Origin of the sequence: Flavobacterium sp. 90, assembly GCF_004339525.1 — a bacterium.
GTDB lineage: Bacteria > Bacteroidota > Bacteroidia > Flavobacteriales > Flavobacteriaceae > Flavobacterium.
In genome coordinates this window covers 4,994,199-5,009,652 of sequence record NZ_SMGE01000001.1, presented here as the reverse complement: position 1 = coordinate 5,009,652, position 15,454 = coordinate 4,994,199, and the positions used below count along the sequence as shown (strand labels likewise).

The window sequence follows — 15,454 nt, the reverse complement described above, 5'->3', positions numbered from 1 at the left end:
CGAATTTCACGAATTACACAAATTATTATGCGTATTTATTTTAAAAAATTCGCGCTAATTCGTGGAATTCGTGGCAAACTTTCACTTTACGTCAAACTTCTATTTCCAAATAATTGCTTGTGCCGGTTGTAATGGATTTTGTCCTACCAAAATTTTACTTCCTTGCGGAATTGGTAAGTTTACAGGCTCATTTGTGTAGTTTACGCCTACATAAAAACCGTCTCTCCATTCTACATATACACCTCTTGGCAAGTCTTCGATCGCAACTTTTGCACGTTCGTAAATTGTTCTTACAACTTCTCTTTCTAAGTTTCCGTCTTTGCTTTCAGCGCCAATATAGGTTATTGTTCCTTTTCCTAATTTTCGGGTAATTGCTGCTGCTTTTCCTTTATAAAACTGATCCGCATAAGTTGCTAAAACTTCTGTACCTTGTTTTGGATTTAAAACATCAGCCCACGAATTCCATTTGTACGTATTCGTTCCGGTTTTTACTGTTCCGTTTACATCTTCTACAAGCATATCAAAGAATTCTACATCAGCTCCAATTAAAGGCACGATTGGAGCGCTCCAATTAGCCTCAAAAAAATGCCCGTTTTTGTCTTTTTGACCCGTGCGGCAAGAAAGAATTAAGTTTCCGCCATTCTCAACATATTTTGTCCATTTGTCGATTAATTTCTGATCGATTAATTGATAAGCCGGAGCGACAATAAACGGATAAGCAGAAAAATCATCTTCTTCTGTAATAAAATCCATTGGCGCACCAGTTGATTTTATTGCCGATGTGTATGTATTTCTATGTCTCCATGTATTCCAAAACTCCGTTTGTTTTTGGTTTTCTAAATCCCATAAGTTTTCATGACTCCATAAAAATCCTGTTTTTCTTTTCGAAAGATTCTCCGGAATAACCGCTTTTGGATTGTATTCTTTACGAAGCAATTTCATGTCTTCGATTGATTGTACAAACTCTTTTCCGCCTTGTGATAAAGTTACTCCGTCAGTTCCTACGATTCCGTCGTGATACATTTCGCTGCTTCCCAACGGATGTCTGTATCTATACGTGCATGTAAAAGAACAACCTCCGCCAAAAGCTTGAGAAATCCACATATGAACCGTTCCCGGAAGCAATTGCGGGTTTATGCTTGCCCAGTTTACTTGTCCCGGTTGCATTTCCATAACGCCGGTAACGCCGTTTATAGATCTGTAATAATCATTGGCTTCTGAAATTTTATTAGGTTGTCCCATTCTAAAATTCTGACCTCCCAGAGTATTTCTTCCACTTACGGGATACATTGTGTAGGTTGCAAAATCCATTTTGTCCGTTCTTCTTGGATCTGTACCATAAACTACATTCGTGTAATTTGTTGTAATCCATTGTTTTGGATCAACATATTTACGAAGGGTTTCTGCTTGTAAATTCAGATATTCTGCCTGAGAATCTGCCGTATATCTTTTGAAATCTAAAACCGCATGCGGACTCAATTTGTCTTCTGAATAAAGCTCAGCATTTGGAATTGCGATTTGCTCGAAATTGTTATATCGAATGCTCCAGAAACTTGCAACCCATTCTTTATTCAAATTTTCGATCGTTCCATATTTGGCTTTAAGCCATTTTTGAAATCCTTTTTGTGCAGACGGACTAAAATCATCTGGCGCGCCTGGCTCGTTATCCACTTGCCAGCCCATAATGTTTTTGTTTTTACCATATCTTTTTCCGAGTTCTGTAACAATTTTTTCTACAAACTCTCTGTATTTTTCATTCGAAACAGACTGATTTGCTCTGTTTCCGTGTTCTCTGCGACGACCGTTTGCATCGACTAAATAAATCTCAGGATACTTCTCTCCCATCCAAGCTGGCGGAGTTGGCGTTGGCGTACAAAGAATTACTTTTAATCCTTGTTTTTCGGCTATAGCCAAAGCATCATCCAGCCATTTAAAGTCATATTTACCTTCTTCAGGTTCCATAAAAGTCCAGGCAAATTCAGCAAAATGCGTAAACTCAAATCCGAGTTTTTTAATGTTTTTTAAATCGCGTTCCCATTGTTCTCTCGGCCATTGTTCCGGATAATAATAAACGCCAATTTGCATTAAATCCGGCTTTGAGAAAAAACGCTGTGGATCTTTCTTTTCTGTAACTGTAGCTTTTTTGCTTTGAGCAAAAACAGGCACCGAATTGCAACTTGCAATAAGCAATCCCGTTAATACTATTTTTGTAAGCGATATATTTTGGTTGAACATATTTTGTAATGTTGTTGTGTTAATCAAATTTAGATAAATAATTTCAGTTGCTGATTTGGTGTAGTCCCTACGGGACAATATACTAACACTCAATTGTTGGTTACCAATATTTAATCTCTACGAGATATTTTATTTTAGGAATACCATTTAGTCTAAAATATTCCCAAATAATATGACTAATCAGAGATAATCCTTTAGGATTTAAATGTTGGTAAAAAACCGAAATCCCCCGAAGTAAAAATATCCCGTAGGGATTACACCAAATTCTATCTAACTATTTATCCTCTAAAAGCAGCATTAAATAATGAGACGCTGACCAGCTAAAACTAAAGGCTTCTAATCCTTTTCCGGTAATTGGCTGATAGTTTTCTCTTATTGATGTGCCTTTGTCCAAAACTCCTTCGGCATTATAGATTAGTTTGTGTGCTAATTCGTTTGCTTCTTTTGTGTATCCGTATTTCTCTAAACCGTTTATTCCAAAGTAGCTTTGATCTAACCAAACCGGTCCTCTCCAATATCCGCCTTCGGGTTTAAATTTAGGATGATTTGCTGCCAATGTTGGTAACGGAACAAATGTGTTTAGGGAACTTGTATCCAACATATTTGCTTTTGCTGCTTTGGCTTGTTCTGCTGTTGCAACTTCTGCCCAAATTGGCAAATATCCTTCACATCCCATTGCTTTTATCAATGTTTTTCCGTCAATTGTTGTGTCGTAAAACCAACCTGTTCCGGCGTCCCAAAATTGGGTTTGAATTTTAGCTTTTAAAGTTACGCTTTCGTCTTTCCATTTTTTAGCTTCTTCGGTTAATTTTAAAACCTCTGCCATTTTATTCAGATAATTTTTCTCAGCATATAAAAACGAATTCAAATCAACACTTTCCTGATCTAATGAATAGGCTTTTTCTCCATTTTTCAGGATTTTACTATCATCAAAACGAACGGCGTTGTCCATTCCGCTTTCCCATTTTGCAGCGATTACGGTTCCGTCTGTTGAGCCAAATTCACATAAACCATCTTGGTCATGATCGCGCTCTTTGTACCACCAATTGTGATATAATTTTAGCTTTGGATAAAACTCTTTTATGAAATTAACGTCTTTTGTTTTCTCATAAATTTTCCAGATTGCCCAAGCTGCAAGCGGTGCTTTAGTGTTTCGGTAATTGTTTTCTTCCAGAAGATTATTTCTGTAAATACAATCCGGAATAAATCCGTTTGGTTCCTGATAATCAAATAAAGCGCGCATTTGATTTTTCGCTAATTCCGAATCATAATTGGCTACAGCAACGGCGTGTTTCCAACTGTCCCAAGCCCAAAATCCATGAAACCATTCGTAATTATAACTCGGAAAAAGTCCGCCGTGTTTTAATCCTTCTGCGGGAATTCTTGTATTGTTTTGTAATGTCAATACTAATTTTGCCACTAAATCAGAATAAATAGCGTCTTTGTAAATGCTTTTCTTTCTGGCAATTAATTGTGCCAATTGCTTTTCTTTTTCTTTTTGTGTGTTGTTTAATAGCGTATTAAATGCTGTTTTTGCAATTGTTTCATTTTCGTTTTTCCACGAATACTGAGCAAAAATAAACGTTTGTGCAACTACAATTTCTTTGGTTTCGTTTGGTTTTAAAACCAGTTTTTCTGTTTGTGCTTTATATCCTTGTTTTGAAATTTCAAATTCGGGATTACTTTTCAAAAACTGAATATAACCGGTCGCTGTACTTTTCGTGGAAACGATTTTTAATGCATTTCCTTCTTTCGATAATTGTAAATCATCCAGAAAAATATTCGATTCATACGAAGGAAATAATGTTATCGTCTTTCCTGATGTATTGGTAATGCTTGTTTTTTGTAATACCGAATGTCCTGATAAAAAAACTAATTGTTGTTTTACCGTTAGTTTTTCATTTTTAAATTCTTGCTCTAAATGGCTGTTGTAGCTGTTTTGAGCAACTAATGCACTTTTCCAGTTGATGGCTTCTTGTTGGTTTTCATTCTTTAGCTTTAGCGAAACAAACGATGGACTTAACCAAACGCCGTTTTGTTCTGTCATTAAAAATGGTCCCGAAAATCCTGCCTGAACTTCTGATTGTTCTAAAAATCCGAAGGCAAACCATGCGCCTTTATCTGAAAATGCCAATGATTTCCTGTCGGTTGCATTTGTTGGGTTTCCTTTGTAATTGATACTGTTTTTGGCGGATTCTAAGTTTGGAAAACTCTTTTGAGACCAGCAATTTTGCAGTATAAAAAGGGATGCAAGAATAAAAAATATTTTCTTTTTGCCCATGTTATTTTGTTTTTATGGTGTGTTTTTATTTAGATATAATATACTAAATGTTTCTTTACGTTAAATACTTTTAGAAAAAAGTTCGCCACGAATTCCACAAATTATCACGAATTATTTTAAAAATAATCAACTTAATAAATTAGCGGAAATTCGTGGAATTCGTGGCAAAAAAACTTTAATTGAATTCTTTTTTTAGTGATGTTGTTTTTATGGTGTGCTCTTTATTTAGGTATAACATACTAAATGTTTCATTATGTTAATTATTTTTAGAAAAAAGTTCGCCACGAATTCCATAAATTATTACGAATTATTTTAAAAATAATCAACTTAATAAATTAGCGGAAATTCGTGGAATTCGTGGCAAAAAAACTTTAATTGAATTCTTTTTTTAGTGATGTTGTTTTTATGGTGTGCTCTTTATTTAGGTACAACATACTAAATGTTTCATTATGCTAATTATTTTTAGAAAAAAGTTCGCCACAAATTCCACAAATTATCACGAGTTATTTTAAAAATAATCAACTTAAGAGATTAGTGTAGATTCGTGGAATTCGTGGCGAAAAAAACTTTAATTGAATTCTTTTTTTACTGATTATTTCGTTTGTAATTCGGTTAAAGGAATTGGGTAAAAGCTATTTTTTGATGTATCAAAACCTGTACGCCCAACGGCGTCAAGTGCTGCTTTTGTTTTTCCCCAACGGCGTAAATCATAAAAACGATAGTTTTCTAATGGAAATTCTATGATTCTTTCGTGCTCGATTTGTGCTCTTACTTCGGCAGTTGTTGTTCCCGTCATTCCAGGCATATCTGCTCTTGCGCGAACTTTGTCAATATACGGAATCGCTTCTGCAGAACGTCCTAATTCGTTTAGAACTTCGGCTTGCATCAATAATACATTTGCATAACGCATCAATGGAATGTTGATTGCTGTAAATTCCTGATTCATTTTTTCCTGTGTACTTGGAATGTATCTGCGGTAAACCGGTTTGTCTGTACCGCCAAATTTTTCGTCATAAGTTGTTCCTAATACCAATGGATTATTTGGATCATTGAAATAAGGATCTTTGAAGAAAATTGTGCTGTAAAAACGTGTATCATAATTTCCTGTAGTTGCAATTTTTCCTTCTTTTTTGAATTCGTTTACAAGCATTGCACTTGGCAAAATTTCGTCCCAACCTCCAAGTTCAGATGCTGCCATCCAATAGTGAAGTGCGTTGCGATAGAATGCTCCATTTGCTGTAGTTTCTGAAAACTGCAATTCGAAAATAGATTCTTTCGTGTTTTTTGTAGTTCCGTCAAACATAGAAACATAATCTTTCACTAACTCATATCCTTGTACTTTGTTAAGCGCCGTTAATGCTTCGTTTAAGAAAGCTTGTTTTTGAGCAGTTTCTTCATAAGCTCTTGTCAAATACGCAAATCCTAAATAACTGTTTGCTGCTCCGCTTGTTGCACGTCCTGTCTTGTCTGCAGATTGTTTTGCAGGAAGTACATCGGCTACAGCCTTAAATTCGCTTGTAATAAAATCCCAAGCTGCTGCACGTGTTGCCAACGGAACATTCAGATCACTTTCTTTGGTCACATATTTATTTCTAATATAAATCTGATCCCAGTTCAAAAGCAATTTCATGTGGTAATAAGCACGTAAAAAACGAGCTTCGGCTTCAATTTGTTTGCGATCTGAATCGGTTAATGTTGCTGCCGGAACTTGTGGCAATTTGTCAATAACCTGATTGGCATTACTGATTCCTCTGTAATTAATTTTCCAATAGCTGGTAAATTGACTGTTTCCGTTTGTATAAGTAAATGTCGAAAGTTCTACCCAGTTTTGGTAGTTTAAGGCGTCGCTTCCTAATTCGTTAATGTCTTCACGATATGCTTCAACCGGCCATTTTACTTCGGCGAAAGCCCATTCGTCAACGGCACATTCTAATTGAGAATAAGTTGATGCTAAAGCAGATTCAGCATCGGCTTTATTTCTCCAGAAATTACCTGAAGTAAGTTGATCCGGAGATTGTTGGTCCAAATAATCACTACAACTTGTGATGGTGAACAGACCTATTGCGGATAATAATAAAAATATCTTTTTCATGATAATGTCTTTTTTAAATCGTATTAAAATATATACTGAACTCCAGTTACAAATGATCTTGTAAATGGATAAACAAAACGGTCAACACCTGTGTCTACTACTGAAGCACGTGAGAATTCAGGATCTATACCTGAATAATTGGTGATGGTAAACAAGTTTTCGACACTTACATAAAATCTAAGTTTGTCGATTTTTGCTTTACCTAACATTTTGCTCGGAATAGTATATCCCAATTGCAATTGGCGCATTCTAATAAAATCTCCACTTTCAAGAAAACGGTCTGATTCGCGGCTGTTTCCGTTTGGATCCTGCAATACTGCACGTGGTATATTACTGTGGTTTTCCGGTGTCCATGAATTTAATGTCGAAGCCAGCATATTGGTTCCTGAATTCATAGATTCGTAGAAATATCTGTTTCCGTTGTATAATTTATTACCCCAACCGCTTCCAATCAAAGCTGAGAAATCGAAACCTTTATAACTTGCTCCTAAACTAAGATTTACTTCTAATTTTGGTAATCCTGTTCCTGCATATTCTTTGTCTTTTTCGTCGATAACGCCGTCATTGTTCAAATCTTTGAAACGAATATCTCCAGGTTGTGCATTTGGCTGTAATAAAACGCCGTTTTTGTTGTGAGCTGCAACTTCTTGTGCATTTTGGAAAATACCATCTGTTTTATACAAATAAAATCCGCTAATTGGGCTTCCTACGCGAGCTTGAGTCGGAAAGTGTTCGTCTCCGTATTTCAATCCTTCTCCGTAAATAGTTTGTCCTTCGTTTGCCAATTCTACCACTTTATTTTTAAGTGTCGTAAAGTTTAAACCTGCATTATATTTAAATTCGTTAACCTGATCGCGATAGTTTACTTCAAATTCAAATCCGCTATTGCTAATTTTACCTACGTTAAGAATTGGATCATCGATTCCGGCAGATGGAGCCAGTTTTTTAGTAATCAATAAATTATCTGTTACATTATGATAATAGTTCATCGAACCGCTTATTTTTCCTTTCAAAAGGGTATAATCAAGTCCAATATTCTTAGAATCTGTCGTTTCCCATTGTAGGTTTCTGTTTTCTAATGCTGTTGCAATACTTCCCGGCCACGGATTGCTTCCAATTCCTTGTACATAACCGTTACCTAAAGTGTTTCCGGTTTTAATCAAGGTATTTGCTGAGTAATATCCTAATGCTGCTTCGTTACCCAATTGTCCCCAGCTTGCACGTAATTTTAATGTAGAAAGTATCATATCTTTTGGAAAGAAATCTTCTTGCTCGATTTTCCATCCTAAAGCTACAGATGGGAATGTTCCCCAACGGCTGTCTTCTCCAAATTTAGAAGAACCATCTTTTCTAACGGTCACTTGAAGTAAGTAACGATCATTATACGAGTAATTTAACCTTCCGAAGAAAGAGACACGATTGTATTGAAATTTTGAACCGTCTGCAGTATATGTTCCGCCTCTTCCTGCTCCAATAGTTTCAAAACCAGGATCAAGAAATCCAGACGGACGATCGATTGAAACTAATTGTCCATTTTCTACCGTATAGTCCGTTGTTTTACCTTCAACACTAACTTGATTCCAGTTTGAAGATTGACTGTTAAAAGTATTACCAAGCATTAATCCAAAAACATGTTTACCAAATGTTTTATCGATTGTGATAATATTGTCTAAAATTTGCTCGTTCCATGTTGTTCTCAATTCGCTTTGCATTGGATAAAGATGAACTTCTTTTGGATTTGCAATAAATGGTGGAAAATGAGCCATTTGCTGGTTATTTTTCACACGGTAAGAATACGCTAATTTGTATTTTATCCAAGGCGCAATATTTGTTGTAATGGCAATATTTGCTGTTAAATCCTGTCCTACGTCATTGCTTTTTCTAAAATGTTCTTCGGCAACTGGATTTGTTGCGGCCGGTAAACCATTTTTGTCTGCCAATCCGTAACCATAAGGTTGTGTTGCATCATAAACCGGAACCAAAGGCGCCATTGTATAGACTTCTTTTAACTGAAAGTTTGGCAATGCATTTTGTGTTCCGATGTACGCCATTTTTCCATCAACATCAAAAATAGATTTTTTGAAACTAATTCTTGCGCTCGCTGTTTGTTGCCCAAATTGGTTGTCAATTACGATTCCTTTTTGCTTTACTAAATTACCGTATAAAGCAAATTTAAAATCACCTTGTCTTCCCTGAACTCCTAAACCGTAATTTTGAGTAAATCCAGAACGGAAAACTTCATCCTGCCAATCTGTATTTACGTCAGATGGCGCTGTAATATAAGCTGGAAGCGGTTTTGGCGTAGTGGCATATTTATTATATTCATCATACATTCTTTTATTAACCGTGCGATATCCGTCAGCGTCTAATAAGTCTAATATTTTTGATGGATTTGTAATGCTTAAAAAGGAGCTGAAATCAACTTTTACGCCTTCTTTCTGACCGTTTTTAGTGGTTACGATAATTACACCATTAGCGGCTACAGATCCGTAAATTGCAGCTGCAGCACCATCTTTAAGAACCTCCATAGATTCTATATTGGTTGGATTGATGGTATTAATAGATCCTTGAAATCCGTCAATTATATAAAGTGGTTCTGTCGCTCCAAAAGTGTTAACTCCACGAATTTTGACACTTACAGAAGCTCCTGCTACACCACCGCTTTTTTGCACGTTTACCCCTGCAACTAAACCTTGAAGTGCCTCGGCCGGACTTGTTGTGGCTCTGGTTTCAAGACTTTCTTTTTTAACGGTAGAAATAGCTCCGGTAACGTTACTTTTTTTCTGAGATCCGTAACCTATAATTACTACTTCATTTAATTTATTGGTTTCTTCCTGCATAACCACATCAAATTGGGTGCGGTTATTTACGGCTTCACTTTTTCCTATGAAACCCATATAAGAAAAAACGATAACGGGATCTACGAGACTTGAGGAATATACCAGCGTATAATTTCCGTCGATGTCTGTTGCTGCATTGTACTTTGAGTCTTTGATAGAGATACTAACACCTGGCAATGTGTTGTTTTTATCATCTGTAACTTTTCCTGAAATTGTCTTTTGTGCTTGTGCGAAGTTGATGCTTGGCAACCATAGACATAGCAGTAAAGGAAGCAAATTTAGCTTCCTAACTAGTAGTTTTTTCATTCTGGTAATGGTTTTTAGTTAGTTAAAATTTTCTTTTTTTTTGTTTTTTATTTATTCATAGGCAAACAATTTATTTAGTCAATGGCGGTAAATCACTGACTAAATAAATTGGGTATTCTAATTTTATGACTTTTGGGTGTAAGCTTTAGTTCTAATTCGGCTTACAAGTCAAATTTAATTCCTTGAGCTAGTGGCAAACTAGTCGTGTAATTAATTGTATTGGTTTGTCTACGCATGTAAACTTTCCAGGCATCAGATCCGGATTCTCTCCCTCCGCCTGTTTCTTTTTCTCCACCAAAAGCACCTCCAATTTCAGCGCCTGAGGTTCCAATATTTACATTGGCAATACCACAATCAGATCCTGTAACAGACAAGAATAACTCGGCTTCTCTTAAATTATTGGTCATAATTGCCGATGATAATCCTTGGGCAACGCCGTTTTGGATTGCGATGGCATCTTCTACAGTTCCTGAATATTTTAATAAGTACAATACTGGGGCAAAAGTTTCGTGTTGTACGATTTCAAATGTGTTATCAGCTTCTGCAATTGCAGGTTTTACGTAGCAACCACTTTCGTATCCTTCTCCAGAAAGTACTCCGCCTTCAACAAGGATTTTTCCTCCTTCGGCAACTACTTTTTCTAAAGCCTGATTGTACATTTCGACAGCATGTTTATCGATAAGCGGACCAACGTGATTTTTTTCGTCTAATGGATTTCCAATGCGTAATTGTTTGTAGGCAGAAACAATTGCATCTCTCACTTTATCATAAATACTTTCGTGAATGATCAAACGACGCGTCGATGTACATCTTTGTCCTGCTGTTCCTACGGCTCCAAAAACGGCACCAATAACAGTCATTTTAATATCTGCATCCGGCGTTACAATAATTGCGTTGTTTCCGCCCAATTCTAATAATGAATTTCCTAAACGTCCCGCAACTACCTGCGCAACAATTTTACCCATTCTTGTAGAACCTGTAGCCGAAATTAATGGAACACGTTTGTCGCTTGTCAACAACTCTCCAATTTTATAATCGCCATTGACTAAGCATGAAATTCCTTCCGGAAGGTTGTTTTCTTTGATAACTTCGGCAATAATATTCTGGCAGGCAATTCCGCAAAGAGGTGTTTTTTCAGAAGGTTTCCAAACGCAAACATCTCCGCAAATCCAAGCCAAAGCGGTATTCCAAGCCCAAACTGCAACCGGAAAGTTGAATGCGGAAATGATTCCAACAACTCCCAACGGATGATATTGTTCGTACATTCTGTGTCCTGGACGCTCTGAGTGCATCGTTAATCCGTGAAGCTGACGCGAAAGTCCAACTGCAAAATCACAGATATCGATCATTTCCTGAACTTCTCCATAACCTTCCTGCAATGATTTACCCATTTCATAAGAAACCAGTTTTCCTAAAGCTTCTTTGTTTTGGCGTAATTTTTCTCCAAACTGACGTACAATTTCTCCACGTTGTGGCGCTGGCATTACTCTGAATTGTTTGAAAGCAGCAGTTGCCGATTCCATTACTTTTTTATAATCTGCAGCAGTCGAAGTTTTAATTTTTCCAATTAATGCTCCATCAACCGGAGAATAACTCTCTAAAATTTCACCATTCGAAAAATTGTTTAATCCTGTTGAAGTTCCTTCATTAATATCCTTTATTCCTAATTGGTCTAAAGCTTCTTTAATTCCGAATCCTAATTCTGTTTTTGTCATTCCGACCTTTTTTTATTTATTATTTTGTATTTCTCAATCGTTTGCGAAAAAATCAAAAATTTTTTTAACACATAGTCCCGATAACTATCGAGACTATTTGTTAAAATATTTGCGCCAAACGAGTATTATTATTATTATTTAGTTTCCTGCAACTTTACATCTGTACTTTCAAAAATTTTATCAGCAGATGATGCTACAAATCCTTGGTACAATTCTCCGTTTGCCATTGGGTAACGAAGCGCAAATTCATAATAGCAAGAAGGAATTTCTACCGCTCCTTCTTCAAAATCTACTACATATAAATCTGCCAATGTGCTTGATTGTTCCAATAATTGCTCTGGAGTTCCTTTGATTTTTCCTCCGGAAGCGTTTAATTTCCAACCGCTTTCTTCTAAGAAATTATTTAATTCTTCTAATGTTTTAAATCCTTTTAAAGCATTAGTATTTATAGTGAAGTGATTTGCTCTAAAACCGTAAACATACATCCACGCAGCATATTCAGATTCCTCTAATAATGATTTGTAAATTTTTTGAGAGTTTCCTTTCCAAACAGATCCGCTTAAAACCAATTCAGGATCGTTGAATACATTTTGATCACAACTGTTCAAAATATTCTGTACTGTTTCCTGCAATTCAGCAGAACATTTTTCTAATTCTAACTCCGAAATAAAAATTCTTGGAGCGCTTTTATCTGTAGCATGCTCATAATGCTTTGCGTATAATTTTTTAGTTTCAAAATTATATTCGCCTTTTGCCTCATAACCAACATTTATAAAAGGTTTTTCTAATACCTCAATATTTACACGTTTGTCATTGAAAGTACGAATCGCAATATGGTCATTCTGGATTTCTTCGCCTTTATCTTCTAATAATTCCTGTATTTTTTTTGCAGATGGAGTAATATCAGCATATTGCTCCCATAGTTTCGTAAGTAATTGATCTTTATTCATGTTTGGCTATCTTAAAATAATGTTATTATGACACAAATCTATATATTATACTGTTAATATAACATCTCAAGAATACGATTATTGACACCTAGACATTTTAGAAGGTTTTTTTTGTAATTTTGACATTTTAAAATCAAGTTTTAACAGTAGAATTGTCAAAATTGTAGAATCTATAAACAAACACAGGTTATGGCGAGTATCAAGAAGAATGAAAATACTGACTATTTAGATCGAGAAATCATGCAAAAACTTAGTGAGAATGGGAGAATACCGTTTTCTGATCTTGCTAAAGAATTGAATATATCAAATTCACTGGTGCATTTAAGGGTCAAAAAATTACAAGAAGCCGGTGTAATTACAGGTTTTGGCGTCAAACTAAATGCTAAAGAACTTGGCTTTGAAACGATTACCTACACCGGAATCGTTACTAAAGAAGCACGCTACTCCTATTCTATTGCCGAAAAACTAAAAGAAATCCCCGAAGTCATAGAATGTCATTGGGTTTCTGGTAAATATGCTTTATTCATCAAAATCGTTTCTTTCAATAATGAAGAGCTTCGTAAAATTCTATACGAGCAAATTCACCAAATTGAAGGCGTTGGAAGTACGGATTCGTTTTTCTCTTTTGGTGCGGCTTTTGAGAAGAATTTGCCGGTTTAAGACTTGGAGAAGCAAGATTATAGAAGAAAGATTGGGGAATAGTTTGTTGTTTTTGGATGTTTTTTTAATATTTTAATGATAATGTGTAGTCCCTACGGGACATTTTTTCTGGATGGGATAATTTTATTTCTACCAATATGTAACTCCTAACGGAGTAATCCGCACGGATTAAATGTTGGTAGATTTAAATATTGGTAGAAATAGAATATCAAACCATAAATGTATAATTCCTAACGGAGTATCTCGTAGAGATTAAATGTTGGTAAAACACAATGTCGTTCCTATTTTAGAGATGTCCCGTAGGGACTAAACCTTCTTTAATTAAATAAGAAAAGAAACACCAATAATTAAAAATTCGCCCATTTTATGATGTAAATTCTATTAATAATTATTAAATTTATGTTCTAAAATCGTTTTTTATGAAAAATTACATCCTACTTTTTGTTGCTGTTTTAGCATTATCATTTAATTCTTGTACAACGATGAAGAATACCACAAGCTCTTCTGATCTTTTCAATACAACTTGGGAATTAGAATATATTTCTGGTCCGCGTATTGCTTTTGATGGTCTGTTTCCTCAAAAAAAACCATTTATAAAATTTGACGAAAGTAAAGGTCAGGTTTTCGGAAATGCTGGTTGCAACGGTTACAGTGCTCCTTATACTTTAAAAGGAAATGCTCTTAGCTTTGGCGAGCAAGGTCCGGCTACATTGATGTATTGCGATGGTGGCGGTGAACAGGTTTTTACACAAATGATCAGAAAAATAGATTCTTATTCTATTGACAAAGACGGTAAGCTAAATTTGTTGATGAAAGACGTACCAATGATGAGATTTAAAAAAGTGGCTGATAAATAAAAGTCATTTCATACCTAATAAAAAGAGATTCTTCAATATTGAGGAATCTCTTTTTTTATGTAAACGAATCGTTAAAATAAGAATATACTGAAAAAATAGGTACTATTACTGATTATTATATTGTAATTATTTTATAAATTTACACTTCAAAATAAAAAATCAAACTCCTTTTACAAGCCTTTCTGAGCTCTTTTATCTTGTTTTTTGATAAAACCATTTCTCTTTAAAATGAATCGATTAACAACTCTTTTTTCAAAAAGAAATATCTCGTACAAAATTCGATTTCATGACAGGAAAAAACCATTCTGTGGCATATTTTCTATTCTGTAGTCAAAAGATATATAATTTTAAAACAGATTAAAACACAACAACCAGGCAAAAAAATACTCCCCAGAAAAAATGCTTGAAAAGAAAACAATATTGATTGGATGTGATGATACTATGGTTTTAACCAAAGTATTACATATTTTGTCGACCATAATAGACTTTACTATTTCGACTGTTTCTGTCTCAAGAGCCGCAGATTTAAATCGTACCGCAGAATCCTTAAATCCCGATCTGATTTTTTTATGTTTCAAAAAAAACCAATCCATTATAAATGATCCAAATTTTAATTCCTGCAAAAATGATATTCCAATTCTCTGTTTAACAAAAAACGACGAATGTGAATCTTTGTGCTGGTCAAAAAATTGTATCGTTTTTACGTATTCTAATAACCATCTAAATAATTCCGAATATTTAATTTATAGAATCCGATCTATTTTTTTACTCAAAAAAGGGGAAACAAGAAGTACTATTCCAACATCGTTTGTCGAAGCAGCATTTCAAAAGAATAACTCCAATAAATTAAGCCATTATGTAATGGAACTTGATCAAAAAGTTGAAATACTTTTAAAGGTAAAAGAACGTATCTCCTACCTTTATCCTAATGTTGATGACAGCACCAGAATAGAATTAATGTCGATTGTAAACTCTATAAAAACAGTCGCAAACGATAAAAAACTCTGGGATGATTTTAAAATTTATTTCGAACAATCAAATCCAAATTTTCTTTTGGCTCTAGCCAAAAAACATCCTTCGCTAAGCTCCAAAGATTTAAAATATTGTTGCTACATCAAAATGAATATGAGCAATAACGACATCACAAATCTCCTTGGAATCAATCAGGAAAGCGTACGAACTCACAAATACCGCCTGAAAAAAAAATTGACCCTTAAAAAAGAACAAGACATTATCTCGTATCTGAGAACTGTTTCTTAAATTCTCACACCATTTTCAACGGATTAAAATCCGTTGCTACAAAATAATTCATTCCTCCGGAATTTTACAAACGAGTTCCGCAGGAACGGCATATATTGTAGAGATGGATTTTAATCCATCATACGCAATCATAAACGCAATCATAAACGCAATCATAAACGCAATCATAATTACAAAAATGTGGAAATCCGTAAAACCGAAGAAATTAATTGTCTACGTCATAAATAGACAAAATATTTTTTGTCTACAAAAAACGTT

General features: G+C 35.0%; 9 protein-coding genes. 3 read left to right on the top strand and 6 right to left on the bottom strand.

Annotated features, from left to right (window positions below):
- Positions 1-99 precede the first annotated feature (99 nt).
- The 6 genes from C8C83_RS20260 to C8C83_RS20235 all read right to left on the bottom strand — a co-directional run bounded on the left by C8C83_RS20260 (position 100) and on the right by C8C83_RS20235 (position 12,419).
- Positions 100-2,235 carry a beta-galactosidase gene (locus C8C83_RS20260; protein ID WP_121330385.1) on the bottom strand — a complete coding sequence of 712 codons (2,136 nt, stop codon included), beginning with the start codon at positions 2,233-2,235 and terminating at the stop codon, positions 100-102.
- 274 nt (positions 2,236-2,509) lie between these two features.
- Complete coding sequence (locus C8C83_RS20255; protein WP_121330384.1) at positions 2,510-4,516, bottom strand: trehalase family glycosidase; 2,007 nt, start codon at positions 4,514-4,516, stop codon at positions 2,510-2,512.
- A 592-nt stretch (positions 4,517-5,108) separates the two neighbouring features.
- Entirely contained in the window at positions 5,109-6,608 is a 1,500-nt protein-coding gene (locus C8C83_RS20250) for a RagB/SusD family nutrient uptake outer membrane protein (RefSeq protein WP_121330383.1), read from the bottom strand.
- A 23-nt stretch (positions 6,609-6,631) separates the two neighbouring features.
- The gene (locus C8C83_RS20245; protein ID WP_233566163.1) at positions 6,632-9,754 is read right to left on the bottom strand and encodes a TonB-dependent receptor; all 3,123 of its coding nucleotides are present in this window, start codon (positions 9,752-9,754) and stop codon (positions 6,632-6,634) included.
- A 161-nt stretch (positions 9,755-9,915) separates the two neighbouring features.
- Complete coding sequence (locus C8C83_RS20240) at positions 9,916-11,469, bottom strand: aldehyde dehydrogenase family protein (RefSeq protein ID WP_121330381.1); 1,554 nt, start codon at positions 11,467-11,469, stop codon at positions 9,916-9,918.
- 134 nt (positions 11,470-11,603) lie between these two features.
- Positions 11,604-12,419 (bottom strand): DUF1338 domain-containing protein, encoded by an 816-nt coding sequence (locus tag C8C83_RS20235; RefSeq protein WP_121330380.1) that lies wholly within the window; start codon positions 12,417-12,419, stop codon positions 11,604-11,606.
- 189 nt (positions 12,420-12,608) lie between these two features.
- Between C8C83_RS20235 and C8C83_RS20230 the strand changes: the two genes are divergently transcribed.
- The 3 genes from C8C83_RS20230 to C8C83_RS20220 all read left to right on the top strand — a co-directional run bounded on the left by C8C83_RS20230 (position 12,609) and on the right by C8C83_RS20220 (position 15,196).
- Positions 12,609-13,079, top strand: a complete 471-nt coding sequence (locus tag C8C83_RS20230) for an Lrp/AsnC ligand binding domain-containing protein (protein WP_099708086.1) — start codon at positions 12,609-12,611, stop codon at positions 13,077-13,079.
- 419 nt (positions 13,080-13,498) lie between these two features.
- Positions 13,499-13,936, top strand: a complete 438-nt coding sequence (locus C8C83_RS20225) for an META domain-containing protein (RefSeq protein ID WP_121330379.1) — start codon at positions 13,499-13,501, stop codon at positions 13,934-13,936.
- 399 nt (positions 13,937-14,335) lie between these two features.
- Positions 14,336-15,196 carry a LuxR C-terminal-related transcriptional regulator gene (locus C8C83_RS20220; RefSeq protein WP_121330378.1) on the top strand — a complete coding sequence of 287 codons (861 nt, stop codon included), beginning with the start codon at positions 14,336-14,338 and terminating at the stop codon, positions 15,194-15,196.
- Positions 15,197-15,454 lie beyond the last annotated feature (258 nt).

Coding starts and splice junctions, on each gene's coding strand:
- C8C83_RS20230 (WP_099708086.1), top strand. CDS start 12,609: ATGGCGAGTATCAAGAAGAATGAAAATACTGACTATTTAGATCGAGAA.
- C8C83_RS20240 (WP_121330381.1), bottom strand. CDS start 11,469: ATGACAAAAACAGAATTAGGATTCGGAATTAAAGAAGCTTTAGACCAA.
- C8C83_RS20260 (WP_121330385.1), bottom strand. CDS start 2,235: ATGTTCAACCAAAATATATCGCTTACAAAAATAGTATTAACGGGATTG.
- C8C83_RS20220 (WP_121330378.1), top strand. CDS start 14,336: ATGCTTGAAAAGAAAACAATATTGATTGGATGTGATGATACTATGGTT.
- C8C83_RS20245 (WP_233566163.1), bottom strand. CDS start 9,754: ATGAAAAAACTACTAGTTAGGAAGCTAAATTTGCTTCCTTTACTGCTA.
- C8C83_RS20235 (WP_121330380.1), bottom strand. CDS start 12,419: ATGAATAAAGATCAATTACTTACGAAACTATGGGAGCAATATGCTGAT.
- C8C83_RS20250 (WP_121330383.1), bottom strand. CDS start 6,608: ATGAAAAAGATATTTTTATTATTATCCGCAATAGGTCTGTTCACCATC.
- C8C83_RS20225 (WP_121330379.1), top strand. CDS start 13,499: ATGAAAAATTACATCCTACTTTTTGTTGCTGTTTTAGCATTATCATTT.
- C8C83_RS20255 (WP_121330384.1), bottom strand. CDS start 4,516: ATGGGCAAAAAGAAAATATTTTTTATTCTTGCATCCCTTTTTATACTG.